This window comes from Kordia sp. (genome assembly GCF_050633145.1).
Classification (GTDB): domain Bacteria; phylum Bacteroidota; class Bacteroidia; order Flavobacteriales; family Flavobacteriaceae; genus Kordia.
On record NZ_JBOEFY010000012.1, the window covers coordinates 48,034 to 74,751 of the forward strand.

Sequence of the window (26,718 nt, forward strand, 5' to 3'; positions counted from 1 at the left end):
CAAAAACGCTTAATACAAAAAGCCACTCGAATGAGTGGCTTTTGTTATTGTTTTGTTAGTGTAAGGTTTGCAGGAATTAAAAAATCTGAATTGTCTATTTCTGTTCCATCAGGACATTTCCAAAGACCATTTGGTAAACGTCTTGTTCTAGTCCATATCAATTGTGTATTAAACCCGCTGGAAACATATTGTAATAATAAATCAGCCTGCTTTTTCCTGTAACAACTAGTAAGGCTTGGTTCATTATAAATAAGTTCTACTGAATTTGCGCTTTCTATGGCATTACCCCGCATTAATGTATTTTGATAGGTATATTTAGTCACGCCATTATATTTATATAGCATATCTATAGAAATGTAATCTTCAAAGTGTGGATTATTATACAAACCCGGAACACCCTTAGAAACATGCTCTTTTTTTGTTACTTGTATTTGCAAAAAGTGATTTGCATCTTCATATTTCCATGTACCAACATATTTATCCAATGTATTATTGACATCTTTGAAATAAATCACTTGATCATCTGTATATATATTTGAATATTGTTCTTCTAATGGAACAATAACCTCATTTTGCGCGGACATAAAAGCACAAAAGAGCAAGGATAATATAGCTGTAATCCTTATTGTTTTATTTATTTTTTTCATAGTTTATTTAATTTAAAGGTTGCCAATCGTAGGTATCGGTTTGAGGATTATGAAATGCGCGGAAAAAACTAAGTCCACTATCTAGTCGCTGTAAATACTGTAAAAAATAACTTTCCCATACCGCCTCTTCAAGCGCTGGCGAACAACCGCCTTGACTTTGACAATATTTGACTACCCTATTTTCGACATCTTTTTTATATGCTTCTTCAAGAATTTCACTATACTTTTTGGGATCTCCATCAACTATAAAAATTCTATCTAAATCTTCTCTAAATTTAGAAACTTTTTCTGCATCTCTAATTTTAAATGCGTATAAATCTCTTCTTGAAACCACAATTGAAACTATATCCAAACTGTCACTGGCATTAAAATTGACTTTTTCTTTGAAAAAATCTGACATACCAAACACATCTTCCGCACTTGGTACCGGCGCTATAGCTTCGCCATCAGCATTCACATTATCATGATGCAAATGCACACGTACTTTTGAATTCGTCAATGGCGCAGAAAAACGCGAACCACTAAATTCTAACGAATCTTGTGATATTTGATGCTCATAATAAGTACCATCTGCTTGAGTTCTAAACTCACTTGCTCTTTCTAGAAAATCAGTACTAACTCTTGCTCTAAAATCGTCCAATCTTGCTTTGATAATAGGTGTTGCAGAAATTTCTCTTAATTTATTAAGGTCATTTTGTTCATTTAGATCAAAAAATGGTTGAGTCACAACATCTGGATCGTTTGGTAGATCATTATCTGTTCCGCTATTACTATTTCCGCCGCCACCACTTGTACTTGTATTATCGCTTGAATTATTATTATCAACCGCACCAGTAGATGTATTGGGATCAATATTTGGCACATCTTCGGGGCAAATAATTTCAATCACTGTATATACGTAGCATGTACCACCTTCGCTCCCCGGAGGATGATCACATGTATCACCCTCTTGAAATTCATACGTCGTACCTATTGGAATTGTGTGGTAAGTCGTTATTTGATAATCACAAGGTTGCCCAGTTGATTTATTCAAAAGGTCTGAAAAATCACCTTCAAGCGGCGTTATGCTTGCGCTGTAATATGTACTAATATGATTGTACGTCATTAACTCGTCAGTTTGCGTATCATCTAACACATACTGTACCAAATAGGCATCATACTCACCCGTATCTGCATTTAAAGCTAAGGTCAGGTTTTCAATTTCGCTCGAATCTGTGCGTGAAATTTTGAATGTGTAGGAATGTAAATTGCCATTCGCATATTCTATATACTTGGCTTGATTTGTATGAACTGTGATCTCATTTTGTGCATCATAATGGTCTTTCTGAAAAATTGGTTGATCACCTTTTACGGATGTAAAAGATTGCAAACGACCAACAAGATTTTGGTTCTGTTGATATTCACTCTTTGCAATAAGTCTTGATGTGAAGGGAAAATCTTTAAGGTCACTTTCACTTGGAATATCTTCAACATAATCCTTTTGACAGGCATTAAAGAACATTCCAACCGTTAGAAATAGCGCCCAAAAGATATACTTTTGTTTTTGGCTCATTTATTTAATGTTTATTTTTAAACGTTCAAATATAAGAAAAAAGTATACTTCCTTGTAATATTTCATATAAGCGTAATACTCCTATTGTTTTTAAAATCTTTTCTGTTGCCCAAATCCGTTTCTCCAATTCTTTGTCAAAGCTAATCTTGGCGTAAAACCACAAGGGTTTCGTAAGCGAAACCCTTGTGTTATGTACGCTTTTCAAGATTGTTTGCTTGCCAAATAATTGTCTCACTAAAATTTGGCACACATGATAATCACAAATTCAAAAAATCTAATCGGAGAAATTCAACTTCATTATACTAAACAACAAAATGTTGAACTTGAAAAAATCACAAGCTCACGACAGGTAAATGAATGCATTCGTAAATTCTTTCCAATCGAACAGATCAATCACAGAGAGCACATGTACGCGCTTTATCTCAATAATTCTAATCGTATAACAGGCTATTATCTTATAAGCATAGGAGGAATAACAGGTACGTTGGTTGATATTAGGGTTGTATTACAAGCCGCATTATTGTCAAATTCTGTCGCAATGATAATGGTACACAATCATCCATCTGGCACATTAAAACCATCTGGCGCAGATAAAGCTATAACGAAAAAAATACAAAATGCTGGCGAAATGCTAGACATCAAACTCATCGATCACCTTATTATTACAGAAGATAACTATTACAGTTTTGCAGATGAGAATATGATGTAGAACGATTGATTACACAACATAAGAGCAGGCTTTAAATAGTCTGTTTTTTTGTTCATATCAAAAACTATATCGCAATACGGAAAGCCGTAAGGATTATTGCATCACGTTTCTTATTTTTAGATAAATCATTAAAAGACATGGAAACATTAGTTAAAGAAATATCGATAACAACAGAGAAAACAATTAAAGCATCACGCGCTTGGAAATGCTGTAAATGTAAAACAGAAATGTATAGAGGAGAAAACGCTTGTAATCACTGCTCACATAGCAACTGTGGAAGCTGTAAAAGATTAGAGTGCTAATTTATCCAAAAAAACGAAATGCTTTAGGTTAGTTATCATTAGATATTATTTAAAGTACAGTGTTTTTTTATATATTATACTTATAATAGAAGTAAAATTTTAAGTGGATCAACATGGAAATTACAAAAGTAGTTATTAACAATTTTAAAGGCTTTAAAGATAAGTTTATCATTCACTTAAACTCTGGGTTAAACATTATTGTAGGAGATAATGAAGCAGGTAAATCAACTATCCTTGAAGCTATAAATTTAGCTTTAACTGGGATGTATGGAGGTAGATATATGCGTTATGAACTTTCGCAATATTTATTTAATGAAATAGCTATAAGTGATTATATTAAAAGTATAGAACTCGGCAAACCCTTACCTCCCCCAAGTATTGAGATAGAGCTTTATATCAATGGTGGTGCAGAAGTTGTTCTACTTGAAGGTGATAAAAATAGTGATAGTATTGGTTGTAGTGGTATTTCATTTAGTATCGAGTTTAACGATATTTATAAATCGTCATATGAATCACTACTAAAGAGTGGTGATGTTAAGACAATTCCGATTGAATATTATCATGTTGTATGGAGAAGTTTTTCAAGGGATCCAATTACTGCAAGAAATATACCTTTAAAATCTGCCTACATTGATTCCTCTAGTTCTCGAAGCAAGAATGGTTCAGATGTTTATATCGGAAGAATAGTAAAGGACTTACTTTCTGAAGATGAAATAGTAAGTGTTTCCCAATCTCATAGAAAAATGAAAGAACATTTTATGGGAGATTCATCAATCGACGCAATTAATAAGAAGATAAGTGTAGCAGGCAAAATCTCTAATAAAGAAGTCAAAATTTCAGTAGAGTTATCTTCTAAGAATGCATGGGAAACTGGACTAACCACATATCTTGATAATATTCCGTTTCATTTTATAGGAAAAGGAGAGCAGAGCATCGTTAAAACGAATTTGGCTCTTGCTCACGATAAAGCCAAGGAAGCAAGTGTCATCCTATTAGAAGAACCAGAAAATCACTTGTCACACTCAAAACTAAATCAACTAATAAAAACCATTAAAGACGAAAATGTTAGCAAACAAATCATAGTTACAACTCATAACAGTTTTGTAGCAAATAAGCTTGGACTTGCTGATTTGATATTATTGAATGATAAAAAGACAATGAAACTCGACGCTCTATCTCCTGAAACTAAGACATTTTTTGAGAAGATTGCTGGCTACGATACATTAAGGTTGATGCTTTGCAAAAAAGCAATCTTGGTTGAAGGAGATTCTGACGAATTGGTTGTTCAAAAAGCATATCAAGATAATAATAAAGGTAAATTACCCATTGAAGATGAAATAGAGGTAATTTCTGTAGGTGTTTCTTTTCTTAGGTTTCTTGAAATTGCAGAAAAATTACAACAGCCTGTTTGTGTTGTTACTGATAACGACGGTAATATCGCAGCTCTTACAAAAAAATACGATGCATACATTGGTAGCAATGCGAAACCAAATATTAAGATTTGCTATGACAACACTGTGGATTCTGGCACTTTAAAAATTGGAAAAAAATCATTTAACTACAACACATTAGAACCAAAAATATTAAAAGAAAATGGTCTGGTTTCTTTAAATAAAATCCTAGGTACAGACTATCAAAAAACCGATGATCTTCATAAATATATGAGGGGCAATAAGACGGAATGCGCTTTAAAGATATTTGAAACTAAAGATGTTATTAAATATCCTCAATACATCTTAGACGCCATTATATGAATAAGCTCATCATTGCCTCAGCAGGTGCAGGAAAAACCACTTTTATAGTTAATGATGCTATTGAAAAATCGTCTCAAGGGAAAAGAGTTTTAATTACCACTTTTACCGAAGCATGTGAGAGAGAAATTTTTCAAAAGATAATTGATAAAAATGGCTGTATTCCAGAAAACATATTTGTCCAAACTTGGTTTTCATTTTTAATTTCTCACGGTGTAAAACCCTATCAAGGGCGTCTGTTTACTTTCGATACAAAAGGAATGCTACTTGTCAATGGAAGATCTGGGTTGAGATCAAAAAAAGGGAAATTTCCTATTTACTGGGGCGAAGATAATTTTGAAAAATTCTATTTCAGTCCAGCACGTAAAATATACTCGGATAAGTTAGCTCAACTTGTAATAAGGTGTAACATCTCATCTAAAGGGAAAGTTTTTGACCGCTTGTCTCGCTGTTTTAATGTTATTTATATTGACGAAGTGCAAGATTTAGCAGGCTATGACTTAGAAGTATTGGATTATTTATTTAAAGCTAAAATAGATGTTAATTTAGTTGGCGATCCAAGACAAGCAATATACTCAACCAATAACTCTAGGAAAAATAAAAAATACGTAAAGTCAGAAATTCTGAACTTCTTTGAAGATAGCAAGCTAGATATCGAAACGGATACTACATCTCTTACCATTAATTATAGATGCCCTCAAAGTATTTGTGATTACTCTAATCTTCTTTATCCTTATTTGCCAAAGAGTAATTCTGGCAACGAAGATATCACCGATCATAATGGCTTATTTATTTTACACGAAGAACATGTAGACTCGTACCTTAAAAAATACGACGCAATTCAATTAAGAGACAGTATCAGAACTAAAGTCAGTAAAGTAAGTCAAGTGCTCAATTTTGGTAAATCTAAAGGACTAACGCGGGAAAGAGTAGTTATCTACCCTTCTGGCCCAATGATAAAGTGGTTAAAAGATCACAATTCCGATATTTCAAAAGCTGCAAGAGCAAAATTGTATGTCGCTTTAACCAGGGCGAAGCAAAGTGTCGCAATAATATTGAAAGATAGTGATATCAAAAAGATCAAAGAATTGCCTATTTACGATCCTAATTCCTAAAAAATTAATATGAGTAAACAATTAGACCAACTAGCATTTTCTTTTTTTAAGTTATTTGCACAGTATGAATCCTCGCTTAAAGAAAAAGGCTTTTTTCAAGCCAGAAATGGAAAAATTCTTGTAGACTGGGATCGTTTTGCTAATGAAGTTATCGGAGGTGGCTTTATGAATGATTTGGGTGAAAAAGCAGATTATGCTGATTATATACCTATAATTCAAAGTGCAATATTGTTATACTTATCAATATTTTCTAAAGAGATCTCAACAGTATTAATTACATTAATAATTCTTTTTGCTACATCATTAATGTATTTAAATTATAAAAAATATTCGGTTATTTAGAAAACTGAGGACAACAACAGTAACCGTTGCACAAGTCCCTAATTTCATATAAACAGAATGATTTTTAGCCATTTTGAAGAACTTTCTATGGTAAACTATTATAATCCTAAAATTCAAGGCTCTTACAATCAAGATAAGTCCATTATATAGTAGCTTTATTTCTGAAAAAAATGAAGCCGAGTGATTTTGCTCCACTCTTAACCTTTTTATTTATGAATTTCAGGTATTTCTTTAAGTTATATGCAATAGCTGCTAAGTGCATGACCTTGTTAGCTTGCTTGATACATTTGGTATTGACTTTACAAAGCCCATATTCTTCATTTTTTTAGATTAAGCAAAATGTTGTACCTATGTTGTACCTAAATAAAAAAAGCCGAAGTATAAAACTTCGGCTTTTCTAGTGTACTCGAGGCGGGACTTGAACCCGCACGGCCCAAAGGCCATTGGATTTTAAGTCCAACGTGTCTACCAATTCCACCACTCGAGCGTGGATATTATATTGAGCGAAAAACGGGGCTCGAACCCGCGACCTCAACCTTGGCAAGGTTACGCTCTACCAGCTGAGCTATTTTCGCAATTTATTTTAATGAACGTGCAACACTACTACTGTATTGCGGATGCAAATTTAAAACATTTCTTCAAATACCAAAGCGTTTTCAAGAAAAAGAATAAATTATTTTTTAATCAACTCAAAATCAACTACTTTTTTTGACGCACCAACATACGTTTTATTTCATTTAACTTCATCAACGCCTCTACAGGTGTCAATGTATCGATGTCTGTCATGAGAATTTCTTCTTTGATTTCTTCCAATAACGGATCGTCCATATTGAAAAAACTCAATTGCATATCATTTTCAACTTGCTTTAAATCGTCTGCAAGCTCTTCACTAGAATGCGATTTTTCTAAACGTTTTAATATCTTATTTGCTTTGTGAATGACTTGCTGCGGCATTCCAGCCATTTTAGCCACATGAATTCCGAAACTATGTTCGCTTCCTCCTTTGACCAGTTTACGCAAAAACAAAACATTATCTTTCAATTCTTTTACGGACACATTGTAATTCTTGATACGATCAAAAATTTCGGTCATTTCGTTCAATTCATGATAATGTGTGGCAAACAAAGTTTTTGCACGTGATGGATGTTCATGTAAATATTCTGAAATTGCCCACGCAATCGAAATTCCATCATAGGTACTTGTTCCACGACCAATCTCATCCAACAACACTAAGCTACGTTCCGAAATATTATTCAAAATAGAAGCCGTTTCGTTCATTTCAACCATAAAGGTCGATTCACCCATAGAAATATTATCGCTTGCTCCTACTCTGGTAAAAATCTTATCGACCAAACCGATTCTCGCAGAATCTGCAGGTACAAAACTTCCCATCTGAGCCAAGAGTACAATCAATGCTGTTTGACGCAATATGGCAGATTTACCACTCATATTCGGTCCTGTAATCATAATGATTTGTTGTGCATCGCGATCGAGATACAGATCATTTGCAATATAACTTTCACCTATTGGCAATTGCTTCTCAATTACTGGGTGACGTCCATTTTTTATCTCTAAATCATACGAATCGTCAATTTGTGGATATATATAATTGTTTGCTTTCGCTAACGTTGCAAATCCGCACAAGCAATCTAACTTCCCAATAATATGTGCATTTTGCTGCACAGCTTTTATATATTGATTGATCCAAATAACTAAATCGGCAAACAACTCTTGTTCTATTTGCGCAATTTTCTCCTCAGCACCAAGAATCTTTGTTTCGTATTCTTTCAGTTCTTCCGTAATATAACGCTCGGCATTTACCAACGTTTGTTTTCGTGTCCACTCTTCTGGCACTTTCGCTTTGTGTGTATTTCTTACTTCTATATAATAACCAAACACATTATTTGAAGCTATTTTTAAGGACGGAATTCCAGTTGTTTTACATTCGCGCTCCAACATTTTATCCAAATAATCTTTACCTGAAAACGCAATACCACGCAACTCGTCTAACTTATCAGAATAACCTGTTGCAATTGCATTTCCTTTTAAAATATTAACAGGCGCTTCTTCGTTTAAGGTTTCTTTAATTTTAGATCGAAGCAATTCGCATTCATGAATCGTATCACCAATTACTTTCAAAGCTTCGTTTGCACTATTACTTGTAATTTGTTTGATTGGAATGATGGCTTCGAGCGAATTTTTTAGTTGAATAACTTCTCTTGGCGAGATTTTACCTGTAGCAACTTTAGAAATTAAGCGTTCAATATCACTAATTTGTTTGATGTGATGCTGAATCTTTTCCAATTCACTAGATTCTTTCAATAGATAATTTACAACTTCATGTCGCTGGTGTATCTTTTGACTATTTTTTAATGGCAATGCCAACCAACGTTTTAACAAACGTCCGCCCATTGGTGAAATTGTCTTATCAATAACATCCAACAAGGTAATCGCATTGAATGAAGTTGAAGCGTACAGTTCTAAATTTCGCACTGTAAAACGATCCATCCACACATACGCATCTTCTGCAATACGAGCAATGGAAGTTATATGTTGTAATTTGTTATGTCTTGTTTCCGATAAGTAGTGTAAAACAGCTCCAGAAGCAATAATTCCTTCTTTTAAGTCTTCTACACCAAAACCTTTCAGCGAACTTGTATCAAAATGTGTAATAAGTTTTTCTTCGGCGAAATCGGCTTTAAAAACCCAATCTTCCAAATAAAATACATGATGATTTGCCCCGAATGTATCTGCAAATTCGAGTTTTTTCTGCTTCGGAATTAAAATTTCGCTGGGTTTAAAGTTCTGCAATAACTTATCAATATATTCAGCGGAACCTTGCGTAGTCATAAATTCTCCCGTAGACACATCTAAAAAAGAAATTCCTAAGAGTTTTTTCCCGTAATGAATAGCGCATAAAAAGTTATTCGTTTTGGCTTGTAACACCTCATCATTAAAAGCAACTCCAGGCGTAACTAATTCCGTAACACCACGTTTTACAATGGTTTTAGTTTGTTTCGGATCTTCTAATTGATCGCAAATTGCTACACGTTCACCCGCTTTTACAAGCTTTGGCAAATAGGTATTTAATGAATGATGTGGAAATCCTGCGAGTTCTACATTATCGCCACCATTATTACGATGTGTGAGTACAATTCCTAAAATATTTGCCGCTTTTACGGCGTCTTCTCCAAAAGTTTCGTAAAAATCTCCGACTCTAAATAATAACAAAGCATCTGGATACTTGGTTTTAATACCATTGTATTGCTTCATTAAAGGAGTTACTTTTTTCGCGCTTTTTTTTGCCAAAGTTTACTTTTTTTAGTGTTATTTTTGCAGAAATCGTTGAATTGCGAATTTAATTAAATTCAAGGAAATCTCACGAATTACCTATGAGAAAACTTAAAAATAGTGAACTAAACCGATTAAGTGTTGATGAATTTAAATCATCTGAAAAAACACGTATTATTATCATTCTTGATAATATTCGCAGTTTAAATAATATTGGTTCTGTTTTTAGAACGAGTGATGCTTTTTTGGTTGAAAAGATTTATTTGTGTGGAATTACTGCAAAACCACCACATAAAGATATTCACCGAACTGCTTTGGGCGCTACAGAATCAGTTGCTTGGGAACATCGTGAAGATACATTGGCACTTGTGAAAGAATTGCAAGAAAACAATGTGAAAATTGCTTCAATTGAACAAGCTGAAAATGCTATAATGTTGAATGAATTTAAACCTTCAACAGGAAACACCTATGCATTGGTTTTTGGAAATGAAGTAAAAGGTGTGCAACAAGAAGTAGTTTCTGCAAGTGATTATGTATTAGAAATTCCGCAATTTGGCACAAAACATTCTTTAAATATTTCTGTGAGTGCTGGCGTTGTTATTTGGGATGTGTTTGCAAAACTTCGTTTTTAGACTCGCTTTGCCTGTTAGACCGCTTCGCTGTTAGATTTTCTTACTCATGTGTTAGTATGTTTGTATTTTGGTAGACGAACTTTTGAATTTCAAATTCCTACACAACGTCTTTGCGAACAGAGTGCGCTCAACAGAACTATCGAGAAGTACTGGTTTTTACAATACAAATTTGTTTTCGAAACTGTTCTCGACACTAATTTGTTCCACAAATTCACTCGAACTGACGCGTAGAAATGCTAAAGTATACATGTTGAATTTTAAATATAAAGTGTTTAAAAGAAAAGCGAAGCGATCCAAAAGTAGGCTGAGCGGAGTCGAAGCCTACGCTTCATTAATTTCCGCTACAATCTTCTGATAATCATTCGAGTTCGCAACAAAGTCCAAATCAGAAACGTCAATAATTTTCACGTTTAAGTCTTTGTGTGTTCGGATGAATTCTAAATATCCGTTATTGATTTTATCTAAGTATTCGGAAGGAATTTTTTGTTCGTAATCGCGTCCACGTTTTTTAATGTTTCGCAACAAACGTTCTGTGTTTTGGTAGAGATATACATACAAATCTGGTTTTGGAATTTCCTTGTACATGATATCAAACAACTTTCTATACAACTTATATTCTTCAGCTTGCAAAGTCACTTTTGCAAAGATTAATGATTTTACAACGTCATAATCGGACACAATGAAATCTTTAAACAAGTCTAATTGCGCTAAATCGTCTGAAATTTGCTGATATCGATCTGCCAAAAACGACATTTCTAACGGAAATGCATAGCGACTGTTATCTTCATAAAACTTTGGCAAAAACGGATTGTCTGCAAAACGTTCTAGAATCAATTTTCCATTGAAGTCTTTTGCAATTTTAGTGGCTAGCGAAGTTTTTCCCGCACCAATGTTCCCTTCTATGGCAATATAATTAAAACGAGAAAAATCTTTTTTACCATTCGGATTCTCCAAAAATTCCTCACTTTTTTCTATGCTTTGTGCAGGAATCATTTCATTTAATTGTGAAACTGTTTTTTTATACGTTGGATGAATTTTACTCGGTGCAATATCACACAATGGTTGCATGACAAATTTTCGCTCATGTGCCAACGGATGTGGCAAGACTAACAAATTTGTTTGCAATTCTATATTTTCACAAAAAATAATATCGATATCAATAATTCGATCTTGATATCCCTTTTTATTACTTCGTATACGACCAAGCGACACTTCAATTTCCAAAATCTCCGTCATCATTTCCTTTGGAGACAAGGCAGTTTTTATACACAAGCAAGCATTATAAAAATCACTTCCTTCATAACCCCAAGACGGTGTTTTGTAGATAGGTGAAATTTTGACAACACGACCAATTTTAGCAGACAATTTCTGGACTGCGTTTTGTAAATGTGCGCGTTTGTCGCCAACATTACTTCCAATAGAGATATATGTAGTGTGTAACAAGTTTGGATGCAATTAAATACGTTTGTAAGGCTAAAAATAGCCCCGCCAAAGATAGTCAAAATAACGTGAGTTCAATATAAAATTTAAGAGTGGTTTTCTCCTTTCTCACAGTTTAGCAGATTTTTTTTGCTAAGGATTTTTGAACCTCAAAAATGTTCTTAAATATATTAAAATGTTAAATCCCTTTGGGCGACTTTGACTTTGAATAGGATTATTGTAGTTTTAATAACAATTACATGTTAGCTATCATAGAAATAACAAGAATGTTTGTTATAGATACGTTTCCACCAATTGAATGAAAGAGCTGACAATTCATCTTACAGATAAAAAATAAAATAATAACTGTGACTAATACAGTGTCTAAAAAAGAATCATGAAAAAACATTTTCTCTTATTAATACTCTGCTCCTTTTCAATTATTTCGTTCGGACAGATAAAAGAAAGTCAAGAAATAGACAGCATTTTTACTGAATGGAATAAAGCAGATGCACCAGGTTGTGCGTTGGGAATTATTAAAGATGGAAAATTAATTTATGCCAAAGGATATGGTATGGCAAATATGGAATATGATATTCCAAATTCTGCATCATCAGTTTTTAGAATTGGTTCAACTTCAAAACAATTTACAGCTGCATGCATAATTCTTCTTGCAGAAAAAGGGAAACTAAACTTAGATGACAATTTAAAGAGCATTTTCCCTGATTTTCCAGAGTATGCTCAAAAAATTACCATCAAACACTTGTTAAACCATACTAGTGGAATTAGAGACTATTTACAGTTAGCCTATTTAAAAGGATTAGAAAACGATGACTTTTATACCGATGATGATCTTATGAAATGGTTGGTAAATCAATCTGATCTAAATTTTGCGCCAGGAGAAGAACATTTATATAGCAACTCTGGATATTGGTTATTAGGACAAATAGTTAATGAAGTAGCTGCTATGAATATGGCAGAGTTTGCTCAGAAAGAAATTTTTGAACCATTAGGCATGAACAACACACATTTTCATGATGATCATACGAGAATTGTAAAAAATAGAGCTTCTGGTTATGCTCCGCGGAATAACGATGATTATGAAATTAGCATGACAACCCTAGGCATGATTGGTGATGGAGGAATATTTACTACGATCAACGATATAAAAAAATGGGATGATGCCTATTATGAATCTAGTGTTTTAAGCAAAGAGTTTTGGAATATGATGACTCAACAAGGTGTTTTAAACAATGGAGAAGTTATTGATTATGCTGCTGGTTTAATAATAGGCAACTACAAAGGGCTAAAAACGATACGACATGGAGGAGCTTTTGTTGGTTTTAGAGCAGAATTATTGCGTTTCCCAGAACAAAAATTATCTATTGCAATATTTGCCAACAGAGCAGATGCTGATCCGTCAAGAAAGGCAAATCAAGTTGCTGATATTCTTTTAAAAAATAAACTTGTGGAGGAAGTTGAAAAGAATGACAATAAAACCAATATTAGTGAACCTGAACAAGAATTTGAATTGAAACAATTGGTTGGAACCTATGAAATACAATCTGGAGTTACAGCAAGCTTAAGTATTAAAAACGATTCATTAAATGTGCTTCAGAATTGGAATAAATCAACTTATAATATTAGCAAGTTAAAAGGGAATACGTTTCAAATTCCAGGAGAAAAAGATATAAGCTTCACCTTTACCAATCTTAAAGATAATCAGACACAAACACTTATCGTCTTTCAAGGCGGCAGAGAGACAAAGGCTCAAAGAAAGAAGGAGATTGATTCTTCAAAAATTAATTTAGATGAGTATACGGGAAGCTTTCATAGCAAAGAACTTGATGTAACCTATAGTTTCAAAATTGAAAATGGTGTTTTAAAAGCAAGTGTTGAAGACAAACAAGTATCAATGGAGTGTACATTAAGTGAAATTGACCAATTCACCATGCAATTAGGATTAGTAAGGTTTCAAAGAACAGGTACTAAAGTTTCCGGCTTTGAACTTGACTCTGGTAGAGTGAAAAATTTAAAATTTCAAAAAAACAACTAACAACAACATAGTATTATTACGATAGTGATAGTAAAAAAGTAATCAATCAACATACATAAAACTGTTGTAGCTAATTAAAAATTAGCGAACGTAATGCACATTAATCAAAATTAAAATAACTTCCCTCCAACTGAAGTCAACATATACAGATCGAATTGCAGAAATAAAGAAAGTGCATTTTTATTTTCATCCAGAAAGTATTTCCCAATAATTTCACAAAAAACGTAACGTTTACACTTAAAAGCACACTTACTTTCTAATTAGACAATTAATAGATATTTTTGCAAAAAAGCCTTTAACATATACGCTATGAAATTTTTTAAACGCGTTCTTTCCACTATTGTGGGAATGATCATTTTTGTTGCCCTTTGTTTTTTAATCTTATTCCTCTTCATTTTCGTCAATGCAGGTTCTGATGACGAGCTGGTAACTGTAAAGAAAAATACAGTACTAGAATTGGATTTAAGTCAGCCTATTGATGATTACGGCGGACGATTTGACTACAGCAAAGTACCTTTTTACCCAAATACACCAGAATACGATGGATTGTTCAATATTATTGATGCAATCAACTATGCCATTGATGATAAAAAAATTAAAGGGATTTCTATAAAAAACAATTCTATTAGTGCAGGAATGGCACAAACCAAAGCACTTCGTGATGCTTTAGTGGCATTTAAAGAATCGGGGAAATTTATTGTTTCTTACGGAGATTATTATTCTCAAAAAGATTACTATCTAAATTCTGTTGCAGATACAATTTACCTAAACCCAGTTGGTGGATTAGATTTTAAAGGTTTGGCAATGGAACGAATGTATTACAAAGATTTTCAAGAGAAATACGGCGTAAAAATGGAAGTAATTCGTCATGGAAAATATAAAAGTGCTGTTGAAGGCTACATCAGCCAGGAAATGAGTGAAGCCAATAGAGAGCAAATTTCAGTGTTTTTACAGTCAATTTGGGACGAAATGCGAAAAGAAATCAGCGCAAGCAGAAATATTTCTTCGGCAGAATTAAATGTGTTGGCAGATGAATTAGCTGGGCGAACTGCAAAACGCGCTTTAGAAGCGAAACTGATTGATAAAATAGGATATGAAGACGAATATGAAAGTGGAATTCAACACGCATTAGGAAAAAACACACTTGTAAATAGAATTGATATTTACGAATATGCCAGATACACTGGACAACGAAAAGCTACAGGCTTCACAAATAAAAAGATTGCTGTAATTTATGCGCAAGGTCAAATTATGTATACCGAAGGTGATGAAACCATCATTGGACAAGGTGTAATGAATGAAGCGCTAAAAGAAGCTAGAGAAGACGATGAGGTAAAAGCTATTGTATTGCGTATAGATTCTCCTGGAGGAAGCGCATTGGCCAGCGAATTGATTTGGAGAGAAATTGAATTGACCAAGAAGGTAAAACCTGTTATTGTTTCTATGGGAGATTTGGCAGCTTCTGGCGGATATTATATTGCGTGTAATGCAGATGAAATTTTTGCAGAACCGAATACCATTACAGGAAGTATCGGTGTTTTTGGCACCATTCCAAACATGCACAAGTTAGCAGAAGATTTAGGAATTAATGCAGAACAAGTTGGAACGAACAAAAATTCGGTAGAATATAGTGTGTTTGAACCTATGACAGACGAGCAACGTGCATTAATTAAAGAAGGTATTGAAGACATTTACGATTTGTTTACACAACGTGTAGCTGACGGACGCGGCATGACACAAGCAGCTGTAGATTCCATAGCACAAGGACGTGTTTGGACAGGAAACGATGCTGTAAAAATAGGATTGGTCGATAAAATTGGCGGATTGGATATGGCATTACAAGCAGCGGCAACTGCGGCAGACATTTCAGAATATGAAATTTTAGAATTACCTGTATATGAAAAAGATTTACAGAGTATCATAAATCAATATACGGGTGGATACATTCAAACCAAAGAAGATATACTACGAGAAGAATTGGGTGATAAAAACTATTTGTTATTACAAAAAATGAAGAAACTTACACAAATGGAAGGTCCACAATTGTTATTACCGTATGAAATAGAAATTAAATAAACCTACTTTTTTATATAAAACAAAAAGAGCCTTTCCACAAAAATGGAAAGGCTCTTTTATAATAGCTTTTTTATAATGTATTATAAACACCAGCAGTAAGATCCACCACCTAATATAATAGAAATTGGATGATCACAGTTTCTATGTTGAGATCCTCCTACTACTTTAGTTTTAGTTGAATTATCGATAGCTGAAATAGATTTCTTGTTAAGCTTCAAGTTTTTTAAATTCTTTTTTTTCATAATAATAAGATTTTGTGATTAATATTGAGGCTAAACTACACTCTCAAAACACAGAAACAAAACACTTATAATCAACTATTTATAAATTACGAGTCGTAATATATAAATTACGACTGTTAGTTAAACACCTGCTTTTTAGTAGTTTTAAATATTATACTGTAAGTTTAGTATCTTTGTTTTATGACAGTAGCCGACAAAAAACTAGCCAGCAAAATTTACCTATATCTTGCTGCACTATTCATTACATCTTTAGTTGTATCTAACTTAATTTTTTTAAAGTTTATTTATTGGTATCCTTTTGATATGGAAATTTTTGGTGAAAAACTATTCAAACTTTCCGTGGGATTGTTACCATATCCACTCACCTTCTTAATTACAGATGCCATTTCAGAAATCTATGGAAAAAAGAAAGCCAATCAAGTAGTAATAGCAGGGATTTTTGCTTCATTCTTTTCTTTAGGAGTTATCTATATTGCAAAATATGCACCTGCTTTGCCCGATTCACGCGTAAGCGATGACACTTTCAATCTTGTTTTTGGAAATGCGCCATTGGCTGTATTAGCTTCTATGCTTGCTTATCTTTTTGCGCAGTTTATTGATATTAAATTATATCATTATTGGAAAAAACTTACCAAAGGGAAACATTTATGGCTACGAAATAACTTTTCCACATTTGCATCTCAATTTATTGACACTTTTTCTGTCATAACATTATTATGTGTTTTTGAAATTTTACCATGGGATATTTATTTAGGATTAATTGCAAGTGGTGTTATCTTTAAAATACTTGTCGCTTTTGTTGATACGCCATTTTTATATTTGATAGTTTATGCATTTAGAAAACGTTTTGGCTTGAAAATTGGAGAAGAGATAGACTTAGATAGCTATACTGAAGAAACAGTAAAATAAATATATCTGAAACTTTACCAACTTCTTAACAGTGATCCTTTTATATTTCACGTTATTGGAAGCAGCAAAAGCCGAAGTCATGAAAGTAAAAAAAATACTTAAAAGAACTGGAATTACACTCTTAATTCTCATCATTGCCTTAATAGCGACTCCTTATATTTTTAAGGATAAAATTATTGCAATGGTAAAGGAAAGCATCAACGAAAATATAAATGCTCGTGTTGACTTTACAGATGCTGATATTAGTTTTTTTCGAAATTTCCCAAAAGCTTCTATCGTATTACACGATGTAGAAGTAATAAACAATGCACCTTTTGAAAATGACACACTTTTTTACGGAAAAGAAGTTGCAGTAACTACAGGCATTGGCGAACTTTTTAAAGGTGAAAATGAAGCTATTCAAATTTATAGTTTTACCATTGACGATGGAAAAATTAATATTAAAGTTGACGAAGAAGGAAACGCAAATTATGATATTGCAAAACCGAGTGAAACTCCAGAAACGACTGAAGCTACCGAAGAAACATCCAATTTTAAGTTAAAAATAGACAATTACCATATTTTAAATACCGACATCAAATACCACGATGCTAAAGGGAAGACTTTTTTAACTGTGGAAAATTTACAACATGAAGGTTTTGGCGATTTTTCATTGGAAACCTCTGAGCTGGAAACGACCACAAATGCCCTTATTTCGTTTGCACTAGATGATATGCACTATATCAACAAACAGCAAATTGCTTTAGATGCGTTGATTGGTATGGATCTAGTCAACGGAAAATATACTTTTTTAGAAAATGAAGCTTTAATCAATCAGTTGCCGTTAAAGTTTGATGGCTTTGTGAAAATCAATCCAGATTCACAGGAAATTGATTTGGAATTAAAAACGCCTTCTTCCGATTTTAAAAACTTTTTAGCTGTCATTCCTGAAGCGTATGCAAAAAACATTTCAGATGTAAAAACGACAGGAAACTTTGAAGTTTCAGGAGAAATTAAAGGGATTGTTGACGAAACACATATTCCTAAAATTGACATTAAAGTTGTTTCAAACAATGCATCTTTCAAATATCCCGATTTGCCGAAGAGCGTAGAAAACATCCATATTGATGCGCAATTAAAAAACACAACTGGAAAAACAGCAGATACACATCTTAAGATTAACAATCTCGCTTTTAAAATTGATCAGGATACATTCCGTGGAAACGGAACACTTTCACAGCTTACTACAAATCCGAAAGTGAATGCAACAATTAAAGGGAAATTGAATTTAGGAAACATTTCGCAGGCATATCCAATTGAATTGAACAAAGAGTTGAGCGGAATTTTAGATGCAAATTTGACAACGAATTTTGACATGAACGCCATCGAAAACGAAAAATATGAACGTATTAAAAATACTGGAAACCTAAAGGTGACTGACTTCTTATTTTCTTCAAAAGATGTTGTAAATCCGTTAGCAATTTCAGAAGCAGCTATTGATTTTGTTCCTGGAAGAATTTCACTTAGAAAATTTGATGCAAAAAGCGGAAAAAGTGACTTTAACGCCACAGGAAAGATTGAAAATTTACTCGGATTTTTGTTTAATGAAGATAAACTCAAAGGAGATTTCAATGTGAATTCAGACGTATTCCACGTAAGTGATTTTATGGTAGCAAGCGAGGAAGGAAGCGAAAATCAGAACACAGAAGTAACACAAGGAGAAGCACTAAAAATTCCTGCGTTTTTAGATTGTAATATCAATGTAAATTCAAAAAAGGTATTTTACGATAATATTCAATTAAATAATGTAAAAGGAAATTTATCTTTAGTTGATGGAGAAGCAATTTTAGACAATGTGACTTCCGATGTTTTTGATGGAAAGATTACCATGAGCGGTTTGGTTTCAACAAAAAAAGAGACACCGACATTTGCCATGGATTTAGGCATGGATTCATTCGATTTATCAAAATCATTTAATGGATTAGAGTTACTTCAAACCATTGCACCAATAGCAAAAGCTTTAGACGGAAAATTAAACACAAATATTTCGTTGAAAGGTGATTTAAGTCAAAGTTACACACCTAATTTTACTACGATTTCTGGGAACGCTTTCGCGGAATTAATCACGACTACTTTAAAATCTAGCAATATTGACTTTTTCAATACGATTAATGACAAACTCACTTTTATTGATTTGAATAAAATAGATATTGAGGACATTAAAGCAAAGTTGTCTTTTGATGATGGAAAAGTAAGCGTAAAACCATTTTCATTTAATTATAAAGACATTGAAATTACGGTTGACGGAAGTCACGGATTCGATCAATCGTTAAACTATAATGCTACATTTCAGATTCCTGCAAAATACTTAGGTTCGGAAGTTACGAGTTTGCTTTCGCAGATAAAATCGGAAGAAGCCAAAAACATTTCTATTCCTGTATCTACAAAGATTAGCGGAAACTTTACAAGTCCAAATTTCACAACCGATTTAGCAAGTGCCACTAAAGATTTAGCTGCGAAATTGATAAAAATTAAAGCGCAAGAAGCCTTAGGAAACATTAAAACAGGGAATGATAAAATTGATGGACTTTTGGATGGAATTTTAGGAAATGACAAGAAAAAAGATTCTACGGTTACCACACCAAATTCTACTATTAAAGATGTAAAGAGTGTTATTAACGAATTAGGAATTTTTAACAAGCGTAAAAAGAAGAAGGAAACTGAGAAGAAAAAGGATTCGGTGAATTAGGTTTTTAGAAAGTATTGAGGTGTTAGTAGTGAGTATTGAGAGGTTTCAAAATAACCGTTGAATTAATGATTTACAAAATGAAACAATTCGTGAATTCGTGGCAAGTTTTTTTTATGGATTCACAAAACAATTTCAATTTAAATGTTAAGTATGGTATTCCCGTAAATAATTCATAATTCATTTTTATAATTTTTGGCTCTAATCAAAAAATTATATCATGAAAAAAAAGAATCTTAACTTATTGAAATTTACCAAAAAGTCCATTTCCAATCTTTCAAACAACGACGCTAACAGCTTAAAAGGAGGAACTTTTGTTACTCTTTATTGCTCTATGAGCGCTGAAGAACATAAATGTGACCCTTGTAACGACTAATATTTCAACATAAGTACGGAGTATGGTCGAGATTCAATAAAAAAGAAATCCTCCTAAGGTTCTCGACTGTACTCTACCCATCGTTTAGTGTTTCTTATTTGTGTTGAAATTCTAAAAAAATACAAGCAATTTATAAAGCTTCCTACTAGCAATTAAAAATCTATTTAATCCCCAAATTCACTACCAAACCTTCGTTTCCGCGTACGTTAAAAACCGTATTATCTTCAAAAATTAAGTATTGCCCTTTAATACCTTTTAGCACACCTTCAAAATTTGGTGTTTTGCTGAGGTTTAAGCTTTTCACTTTTTCAGGATATGAAAGCACAGGAAAATCCAATTCGACCACTTCTCTATTCGGTAAATAGTATTCTTTTGCTTCTTCTGGAATAAATTGTTGAAGCTCTTCTTTTTTAGCTAACAAATCAGCATCTTCATTTAAGTTTTGAAGCATTTTTCGCCAATTCGTTTTATCTGTCACGAAAGATTTTAATGCAACTTCCGTAATTCCTGCTAAATATCTGTTTGGAACTTCTACAATTTCTACTGCTTTTACTGCTCCTTGATCTATCCAACGTGTTGGAACTTGCCCTTTTCGTGTGACACCAACTTTTACTTCGCTCGATAATGCTAAATATACAATATGTGGTTGCAATTGCACTTTTTTCTCATATTCCAAATCGCGGTCTTCAACATTTAAATGTGCTGTACTTAATTCAGGTCTCATAATCCAATCGCCAGCCGTCGGAATTTCAAAAAAACAGCTTTTACAGAACCCTTGACGGTAAATTTGTTTATTTAAATGACAATTTAGGCATTCAAATTCTTCAAAATTTAAAGTCAGTGTTTTATTAAGTAATTGATTCATATTCAGGAAATCATCCTCAAAATTTAGGTAATATTGAATCGGATTTCCGAACTCTGTTTGCATTTTTGTTAAAACACCTTTGTACATCATTAAAGATTTTTGCTATTTTTATTCACTTAAAGTATGCTTACTTCTTAAGAAAAGCGTTAACGAAAGTAAAAAACTTTTCGCGAGTAGCCATATTTTAACAACTAAAATCACAACCGAATAACCTGAATACATCATGCCGATACCATTAGTAAATTCTATTGCTTCTTGGTTTTTGAAAAAACGCATCTCTCAAATAGAGCATTTTTTGAAAAACCCAAACGAGGTACAATTAGAACTATTGGTCAATTTATTGAGTACGGCAAAAAAAACAGAAATTGGTAAACAATACGATTTTACTACAATTACCGATTACAAAACCTTTACCGAACGTATTCCCGTTACAACATACGAAGACATTCAACCTATGATTGAACGTTCTCGTAAAGGAGAATCAAATATTTTTTGGCCAAAACCAATTAAATGGTTTGCAAAGTCGAGCGGAACAACCAATGCAAAAAGTAAGTTTATTCCTGTAAGTGACGATTCTTTAGAATACTGTCATTATGCGGCGAGTAAAGATTTGCTGTGCATGTATTTGAACAACAATCCTGGTGCGCAATTATTTAATGGAAAAAGTTTGCGCTTGGGCGGAAGCAAAGAATTGTATGAACAAAACGGAACATATTACGGTGATTTGTCTGCAATTTTAATTGATAATTTACCGCTTTGGGCAGAATTTAGCAGTACGCCAAGTAGCAAAGTTTCGCTTATGGGCGATTGGGAAGTTAAGATTGATGCCATTATTAAAGAATCCTTACGAGAAAATGTAACAAGTTTAGCTGGTGTTCCATCTTGGATGCTTGTTTTAATGAATGAAGTTTTAGAACAAACTCAAAAAGCAAACCTCTTTGAAGTATGGCCAAATTTAGAAGCATATTTTCATGGAGGTGTAAGTTTTGCTCCGTATGAAGAGCAGTATCGAAATTTATTGCCGAGCGATACTTTTAAGTATTACGAAATTTACAATGCTTCTGAGGGTTTCTTTGCCATTCAAGATCGAAACAACTCTGATGAATTGTTGCTTATGCTTGACTATGGAATTTTTTATGAGTTCATTCCGATGGATACATTTCATACACCAGATCAGAAAGTAATTCCATTATCGGACGTTGAAGTTGGTCAAAACTACGCAGTTGTTATAACGACTAACGGCGGTTTGTGGCGTTATATGATTGGCGATACGATACGATTTACTTCAGTTGATCCATATCGTGTAAAAGTTACTGGAAGAACAAAGCATCACATCAATGTTTTTGGTGAAGAATTAATTATTGAAAATGCCGAAGATGCATTAAGAAGAGTTTGCGTCGCTACAAAATCTAAAATTGTAGAATATACGGCTGGTCCTATTTTTATGCACAATGGTGAAAAAGGTGCTCATGAATGGATTATCGAATTTAAAAAAGCACCAGAAAATATTGACGAATTTGCTTTTCTATTGGATGAAGCGCTTCAAAACATCAATTCAGACTACGAAGCAAAACGTTTTAATAATATGACTTTAAACAGTCTTAAATTAAATGTTGCACGTCCTGGATTATTTTACGATTGGCTAAAAAAGAAAGACAAACTTGGTGGCCAACATAAAATTCCTAGACTCTCAAATCAGCGTTTATATTTAGATGAATTACTTCAAATGAACACCTAGTTCTAATCTTTCATTATCAAGCAACTAGCTTTTTTATAGGGGAAAATACCTGTTTTTTTTCTGTAGTTTCAGCCTTTTATACTCCTTATCGGATATTCATGTCATTTGTCTAAAAAAACGTAAGGAACTTAATTCTCGCTTTATCTTTACATTATCAGATTATTAACAATAGTACAATACCAAATTTTAAAATGAGAAAGTTTACACCTGCGGTGCTAATTCTTTTAGCACTGTTCACAGTAACTTTCGCAACTGCACAAGGGCCAGAGGCAGAAGCGATTGAGACTAGTGAAACCTACAGCAATGTAGCAGCTAAAGACATAGAAAACCGAGCGATCAAAGCTTTAGATCCAAACGGATTTATGTACGAATTCAAAAATCTTAACATTAACACAAAGTATTCAGAGCATGCAACTGCATTCTTTAGAGATAAAGTGATTGTTTCTTCTGCGAAAAAAATTGGGGCATTTTACGGGAAGATGGATAAAAACACAAACACTGGATTTCACAACTTATATTGTGGTGATTTAAATACTAAAGGAGACATTAAAAACTTAGTGAATTTTTCTAGATCTATCAATACTAGAGGAAACCACGAAGGTTCAGTTGCTTTAACTGATGCTCAAAATGTTGTTTTCTTTACAAGAAGTGTTGAAGAAAACGGAGTTCACAACTTAAAAATATTCAAAGGAGAAATGCCTGAGTACGAATGGACAAACTTTGAAATGTTACCATTTAACAAAGAAGGATACGCTATCGAGAATCCAGTATTATCTCCAGATAACAAAACAATATACTTTTCATCAAACATGCCAGGTTCTAAAGGTGGATATGATTTATTTTCTGTTACTATTAACGAAGACGGAACATATTCTGAGCCAATGAACTTAGGAAGTGAAATTAATACACATAAAGACGAAAGATTTCCATATATCATGGGAGACAACAGCGCTTTATACTTTTCTTCTAACGGACACTATAACTTAGGTGGATTGGACGTTTTTGAAAGTAAAATTATTGATGGAAAATTCAATTTCCCAATAAACATGGGAAGTTCTTTAAATAGTACAGAAGATGATTTCGGATTTATGATGGATCAATCTAACTCTGGATTCTTTACTTCAAACCGTGCAGGTGGAAAAGGTGGAAATGATATCTACTATTTTAAGAGAGAAAAGACAACACAATTATTACAAGGAACAATTGTAGATTCTAAAACAAATATGATTTTACCAAATGCTACAGTTACTGTAGTAGATGCTTATGGTCGTATTGTTGAAAAGATTACTACAGATGATAAAGGAGTTTTTACAACTACTGTAATTCCTTATAACTCATATACATTACACGCTTCTAAAGACGGTTTCATTGAAACTGATGAAGAATTTGAATCTTTTAGAGGTGATGATTTCAAGCACAAGATGACAATTAAATTGCCACAGGCAAAAGCTGAAATCGTAGTAGAAGAAGAAAAAATGATGATCAAAATAGAGAACATCTATTTCGATTACAACAAATGGATTCTTAAAGATGAGTCTACATTATCTTTAAACAAGATTGTAGATGTATTGAATGAGAACCCAAATATGAAAATTGAAATTAACGCGCACACTGACAACAGAGGAAGAGCAAACTACAACAACAAGTTGTCTAACAAAAGAGCTTCTGCTGCAAGAGCTTACTTATTAGAAAACGGAGTAGCTGCTAACCGCGTAATTTCTAATGGATTTGGAGAATCACAACCTTTAGTTGATTGTGGATCAAAATGTTCAGAAGCACAACACGAGACCAACCGTAGAATCGAGTTCATTATCGTGGAGTAAATTGTAAATAATACTGATATTGCCCAAAAAAAGGAACGCGTTTGCGTTCCTTTTTTAATTTAATGAAGTTTTTAAACCTCTGTAAGCCTCTCAAATACTTTCTTATCAAAAAATACACTTATATGATCTTTCATAAATAAAGGATCACGATCTATAATTTCTAAGGCAGAAATAATAACTTCTTTTTCATTCTCAAATGTTAGGATGATTTCTTGTGGGTAATAGTATTTTTCTTTTCGTCCTTTATAAGTGCTGTAAGACCAAATAGTTTTTACATCTTTAATTTCTTTTTCTATTAACACTTTCCAGTTTACATTATTTGTCACATTGTATTTATTAAATGAAATTTCCGAAACAAACTCTTTTAGGATATCACCTTTTTTAAATTTCACATCAAACTGCTCGAATTCTTTTCCCCAAATAAAATAATAACGATTTTCATCAGAAGTAATAATTTCTAGTCCATAATCTAAACTATGATATTCATCTTCATCCCAAAGCGGTTCTTCATATACTAATTCATAATAATCTACAGCAACAATTGACTTTCCAACTAAATCATGCAATTGCTTTTCGTAGTTTTTAATTTTAGTTTCTTTTGATGTTTTCAATGGCTGCTTTATTTTTTTATTTGAACTGAGACTATATTACTCATTATTCGCTATAAATCAAGATACAAAACTAGCTGATAGTATCATATGATACTATCAATCTACTTCTAAAAACTAAAAAAAGCCCTTTTCAGGACTTTTTAATAAACGTATTTGATTGATGATGATGATGATTATTTTCTCACAAGTGATCTTTTTTTAGTCTTTGCTGCTGTTTCTTTTTTAGGCAACATTTTCTTATAACGTCCATTTCCAACATACGTGTAGATTAGCTCTGAAAGATAGAATCTTTTGTTGCGCCATGAATCTCCCAAACGAACTACAATAATATTCTCTGCAGGATTTACATATACATATTGTCCAAGGATTCCCAATGCACTATAATCATCTCCTTGAAAGTGTGCTACGTATTTACCGTTTTTCAGTTTTTTGGTTTTTATAAACTCTTTATTGTTTGCTGCTGCATACGCTTTTCCTTCTGCTTCTGTTTCAAAAACATCGTAGTGAGAACTTGTCCACCATTTGTTTTTGTATCCAAAGTGTGCGTTTATTTTTTTACCGCTGTTTGTTTTTGCAACCCACGCAGCTGGAACAATTTGCACACCATTGTGCTTTCCGCCATTTAAGTACAATCTTCCAAGTTTTGCAAAGTCTTCTGCTGTAGCATTGATTCCACAGAATGCTTTTACCATTTTCTTGCGATCGCTATCTACAGACCAAGTTGCGTTTGACGTCATTCCGAGTGGCTTCCATAGTTTTTCTGACAAGTATTTTTCTACTGGCATTTCCGTTACACGTTCCAAGATAACACCCAATACTTGCGTATCAATACTACGGTAGTTAAAACGTCCTGGCGCTTCTTCAATCGTCATTCCATGAGTGATTTTTGAACGAATGTTGGTTCCATAATATAAACGTGCCATTCCTGTAAATGGATTTAAGACTGGATATTCGTCAAACTTGATTCCGCTTTGCATGTTTAGCAAGTGTTTTACGGTGATTTTCTCAAAATCCTTATTCTGTCTCAATAACTCTGGTAAGTACGTTGTAATCGGCTCATTTTCGTTTAACAATCCTTCTTCTTGTGCAATTCCAACCAAAGCAGATACAAATGACTTCGCTACTGAAAAAGAAGTGTGTAATGAGTTTTCATCATACTTATTAAAATACTTTTCATAGACAACTGTATCATTTCTAATTACCATGAATGCATTCGTATTACTTCCTTCTAAACTTTCGTCTAAAAAAGACGCTAATTCTGTATCAGTTTTAGCAGCAAATACAAAATCATCCGTTCCTTTTTCAACAATAACTTTTGGTTGCCATTCATGATCGGTTACATCTGCTTGTCCGTGTGCAATAGTTCTGTAAACCATTGTACAACTTTCACAGTAAAAAGCAGTAATTACTAATAATGTTAGGGCGAATACTTTGAATATTTTGTTTTGCATAATGAACTATTTAGTTTGTTTTGACAGTTCAATATTCTAACATTTCCTCAGTGTTTACAAGTATTTGTGGCGAATGAATCGATTTG

The 26,718-nt window shown here is 33.2% G+C and carries 19 protein-coding genes, 2 tRNA genes and 1 pseudogene; 11 read left to right on the forward strand and 11 right to left on the reverse strand.

Annotated elements, in window-relative coordinates; translation table 11 throughout:
* Nucleotides 1–44 precede the first annotated feature (44 nt).
* Both ACRBBL_RS06340 and ACRBBL_RS06345 read right to left on the reverse strand, forming a co-directional pair.
* The gene (locus ACRBBL_RS06340; protein ID WP_431368182.1) at nt 45–647 is read right to left on the reverse strand and encodes a DUF6705 family protein; all 603 of its coding nucleotides are present in this window, start codon (nt 645–647) and stop codon (nt 45–47) included.
* A 7-nt stretch (nt 648–654) separates the two neighbouring features.
* Nucleotides 655–2,199, reverse strand: coding sequence for a hypothetical protein (locus ACRBBL_RS06345; protein ID WP_431368183.1), 1,545 nt, complete (start codon nt 2,197–2,199; stop codon nt 655–657).
* A gap of 250 nt (nt 2,200–2,449) precedes the next feature.
* Between ACRBBL_RS06345 and ACRBBL_RS06350 the strand changes: the two genes are divergently transcribed.
* From ACRBBL_RS06350 to ACRBBL_RS06365, 4 genes are all read left to right on the forward strand, one after another.
* Complete coding sequence (locus ACRBBL_RS06350) at nt 2,450–2,908, forward strand: JAB domain-containing protein (protein ID WP_431368184.1); 459 nt, start codon at nt 2,450–2,452, stop codon at nt 2,906–2,908.
* Between the two features lie 415 nt (nt 2,909–3,323).
* The gene (locus ACRBBL_RS06355) at nt 3,324–4,964 is read left to right on the forward strand and encodes an ATP-dependent nuclease (RefSeq protein ID WP_431368185.1); all 1,641 of its coding nucleotides are present in this window, start codon (nt 3,324–3,326) and stop codon (nt 4,962–4,964) included.
* Nucleotides 4,961–6,076, forward strand: coding sequence for a UvrD-helicase domain-containing protein (locus ACRBBL_RS06360; RefSeq protein WP_431368186.1), 1,116 nt, complete (start codon nt 4,961–4,963; stop codon nt 6,074–6,076). The genes ACRBBL_RS06355 and ACRBBL_RS06360 overlap by 4 nt, the downstream gene beginning before the upstream one ends.
* Nucleotides 6,077–6,085: 9 nt before the next feature.
* Complete coding sequence (locus ACRBBL_RS06365; protein ID WP_431368187.1) at nt 6,086–6,418, forward strand: hypothetical protein; 333 nt, start codon at nt 6,086–6,088, stop codon at nt 6,416–6,418.
* A gap of 178 nt (nt 6,419–6,596) precedes the next feature.
* Here the strand turns inward: ACRBBL_RS06365 and ACRBBL_RS06370 are convergent.
* From ACRBBL_RS06370 to mutS, 4 genes and pseudogenes are all read right to left on the reverse strand, one after another.
* Nucleotides 6,597–6,728: pseudogene (locus tag ACRBBL_RS06370) on the reverse strand (transposase); the annotation flags it as partial.
* 93 nt (nt 6,729–6,821) lie between these two features.
* Nucleotides 6,822–6,905 (reverse strand) — tRNA-Leu (locus ACRBBL_RS06375).
* Nucleotides 6,906–6,920: 15 nt separating this feature from the next.
* A tRNA-Gly gene (locus tag ACRBBL_RS06380) sits at nt 6,921–6,993 on the reverse strand.
* 124 nt (nt 6,994–7,117) lie between these two features.
* A complete protein-coding gene (gene mutS, locus ACRBBL_RS06385) occupies nt 7,118–9,691 on the reverse strand; it encodes a DNA mismatch repair protein MutS (protein WP_431368259.1) in 2,574 nt (857 codons plus the stop codon).
* 119 nt (nt 9,692–9,810) lie between these two features.
* On the opposite strand from mutS, the gene ACRBBL_RS06390 reads away from it, so the two are divergent.
* A complete protein-coding gene (locus ACRBBL_RS06390; protein WP_431368188.1) occupies nt 9,811–10,341 on the forward strand; it encodes an RNA methyltransferase in 531 nt (176 codons plus the stop codon).
* A 321-nt stretch (nt 10,342–10,662) separates the two neighbouring features.
* On the opposite strand, the gene folK is transcribed toward ACRBBL_RS06390, so the two are convergent.
* On the reverse strand, nt 10,663–11,784 hold the full coding sequence (gene folK / locus ACRBBL_RS06395) for a 2-amino-4-hydroxy-6-hydroxymethyldihydropteridine diphosphokinase (protein WP_431368189.1): 1,122 nt from the start codon (nt 11,782–11,784) through the stop codon (nt 10,663–10,665).
* 373 nt (nt 11,785–12,157) lie between these two features.
* Between folK and ACRBBL_RS06400 the strand changes: the two genes are divergently transcribed.
* Both ACRBBL_RS06400 and sppA read left to right on the forward strand, forming a co-directional pair.
* Nucleotides 12,158–13,816 (forward strand): serine hydrolase domain-containing protein, encoded by a 1,659-nt coding sequence (locus ACRBBL_RS06400; protein ID WP_431368190.1) that lies wholly within the window; start codon nt 12,158–12,160, stop codon nt 13,814–13,816.
* A gap of 309 nt (nt 13,817–14,125) precedes the next feature.
* Entirely contained in the window at nt 14,126–15,892 is a 1,767-nt protein-coding gene (gene sppA / locus ACRBBL_RS06405) for a signal peptide peptidase SppA (RefSeq protein WP_431368191.1), read from the forward strand.
* Nucleotides 15,893–15,972: 80 nt separating this feature from the next.
* Here the strand turns inward: sppA and ACRBBL_RS06410 are convergent, their stop codons facing one another.
* Nucleotides 15,973–16,134 (reverse strand): hypothetical protein, encoded by a 162-nt coding sequence (locus tag ACRBBL_RS06410; protein WP_431368192.1) that lies wholly within the window; start codon nt 16,132–16,134, stop codon nt 15,973–15,975.
* Between the two features lie 180 nt (nt 16,135–16,314).
* Here ACRBBL_RS06410 and ACRBBL_RS06415 point away from each other — a divergent pair, with 180 nt between their 5' ends.
* The gene (locus ACRBBL_RS06415) at nt 16,315–17,043 is read left to right on the forward strand and encodes a queuosine precursor transporter (RefSeq protein WP_431368193.1); all 729 of its coding nucleotides are present in this window, start codon (nt 16,315–16,317) and stop codon (nt 17,041–17,043) included.
* A gap of 79 nt (nt 17,044–17,122) precedes the next feature.
* Nucleotides 17,123–19,771 (forward strand): AsmA-like C-terminal region-containing protein, encoded by a 2,649-nt coding sequence (locus ACRBBL_RS06420; protein ID WP_431368194.1) that lies wholly within the window; start codon nt 17,123–17,125, stop codon nt 19,769–19,771.
* 533 nt (nt 19,772–20,304) lie between these two features.
* Here the strand turns inward: ACRBBL_RS06420 and ACRBBL_RS06425 are convergent.
* Entirely contained in the window at nt 20,305–21,099 is a 795-nt protein-coding gene (locus ACRBBL_RS06425) for a DUF2797 domain-containing protein (protein WP_431368195.1), read from the reverse strand.
* Nucleotides 21,100–21,232: 133 nt separating this feature from the next.
* On the opposite strand from ACRBBL_RS06425, the gene ACRBBL_RS06430 reads away from it, so the two are divergent.
* Together ACRBBL_RS06430 and ACRBBL_RS06435 are read left to right on the forward strand one after the other, a co-directional pair.
* Nucleotides 21,233–22,747: a GH3 auxin-responsive promoter family protein gene (locus ACRBBL_RS06430; RefSeq protein ID WP_431368196.1), complete on the forward strand. Its 1,515-nt coding sequence runs from the start codon at nt 21,233–21,235 to the stop codon at nt 22,745–22,747.
* A gap of 191 nt (nt 22,748–22,938) precedes the next feature.
* Entirely contained in the window at nt 22,939–24,570 is a 1,632-nt protein-coding gene (locus ACRBBL_RS06435) for an OmpA family protein (RefSeq protein WP_431368197.1), read from the forward strand.
* Nucleotides 24,571–24,641: 71 nt separating this feature from the next.
* Here ACRBBL_RS06435 and ACRBBL_RS06440 read toward each other — a convergent pair whose 3' ends face one another.
* Nucleotides 24,642–25,181 carry a hypothetical protein gene (locus tag ACRBBL_RS06440; RefSeq protein WP_431368198.1) on the reverse strand — a complete coding sequence of 180 codons (540 nt, stop codon included), beginning with the start codon at nt 25,179–25,181 and terminating at the stop codon, nt 24,642–24,644.
* A gap of 173 nt (nt 25,182–25,354) precedes the next feature.
* Nucleotides 25,355–26,632 (reverse strand): serine hydrolase domain-containing protein, encoded by a 1,278-nt coding sequence (locus ACRBBL_RS06445; protein ID WP_431368199.1) that lies wholly within the window; start codon nt 26,630–26,632, stop codon nt 25,355–25,357.
* Between the last annotated feature and the right edge of the window lie 86 nt (nt 26,633–26,718).

What these genes read in the sequence shown, in the direction of transcription:
- ACRBBL_RS06345 (WP_431368183.1), bottom strand. Translation starts at nt 2,199, where the DNA reads ATGAGCCAAAAACAAAAGTATATCTTTTGGGCGCTATTTCTAACGGTT.
- ACRBBL_RS06355 (WP_431368185.1), top strand. Translation starts at nt 3,324, where the DNA reads ATGGAAATTACAAAAGTAGTTATTAACAATTTTAAAGGCTTTAAAGAT.
- sppA (WP_431368191.1), top strand. Translation starts at nt 14,126, where the DNA reads ATGAAATTTTTTAAACGCGTTCTTTCCACTATTGTGGGAATGATCATT.
- ACRBBL_RS06365 (WP_431368187.1), top strand. Translation starts at nt 6,086, where the DNA reads ATGAGTAAACAATTAGACCAACTAGCATTTTCTTTTTTTAAGTTATTT.
- ACRBBL_RS06430 (WP_431368196.1), top strand. Translation starts at nt 21,233, where the DNA reads ATGCCGATACCATTAGTAAATTCTATTGCTTCTTGGTTTTTGAAAAAA.
- ACRBBL_RS06350 (WP_431368184.1), top strand. Translation starts at nt 2,450, where the DNA reads ATGATAATCACAAATTCAAAAAATCTAATCGGAGAAATTCAACTTCAT.
- ACRBBL_RS06415 (WP_431368193.1), top strand. Translation starts at nt 16,315, where the DNA reads ATGACAGTAGCCGACAAAAAACTAGCCAGCAAAATTTACCTATATCTT.
- ACRBBL_RS06420 (WP_431368194.1), top strand. Translation starts at nt 17,123, where the DNA reads ATGAAAGTAAAAAAAATACTTAAAAGAACTGGAATTACACTCTTAATT.
- mutS (WP_431368259.1), bottom strand. Translation starts at nt 9,691, where the DNA reads ATGAAGCAATACAATGGTATTAAAACCAAGTATCCAGATGCTTTGTTA.
- ACRBBL_RS06435 (WP_431368197.1), top strand. Translation starts at nt 22,939, where the DNA reads ATGAGAAAGTTTACACCTGCGGTGCTAATTCTTTTAGCACTGTTCACA.
- ACRBBL_RS06390 (WP_431368188.1), top strand. Translation starts at nt 9,811, where the DNA reads ATGAGAAAACTTAAAAATAGTGAACTAAACCGATTAAGTGTTGATGAA.
- ACRBBL_RS06340 (WP_431368182.1), bottom strand. Translation starts at nt 647, where the DNA reads ATGAAAAAAATAAATAAAACAATAAGGATTACAGCTATATTATCCTTG.
- ACRBBL_RS06360 (WP_431368186.1), top strand. Translation starts at nt 4,961, where the DNA reads ATGAATAAGCTCATCATTGCCTCAGCAGGTGCAGGAAAAACCACTTTT.
- ACRBBL_RS06410 (WP_431368192.1), bottom strand. Translation starts at nt 16,134, where the DNA reads ATGAAAAAAAAGAATTTAAAAAACTTGAAGCTTAACAAGAAATCTATT.
- ACRBBL_RS06400 (WP_431368190.1), top strand. Translation starts at nt 12,158, where the DNA reads ATGAAAAAACATTTTCTCTTATTAATACTCTGCTCCTTTTCAATTATT.
- ACRBBL_RS06445 (WP_431368199.1), bottom strand. Translation starts at nt 26,632, where the DNA reads ATGCAAAACAAAATATTCAAAGTATTCGCCCTAACATTATTAGTAATT.
- ACRBBL_RS06425 (WP_431368195.1), bottom strand. Translation starts at nt 21,099, where the DNA reads ATGATGTACAAAGGTGTTTTAACAAAAATGCAAACAGAGTTCGGAAAT.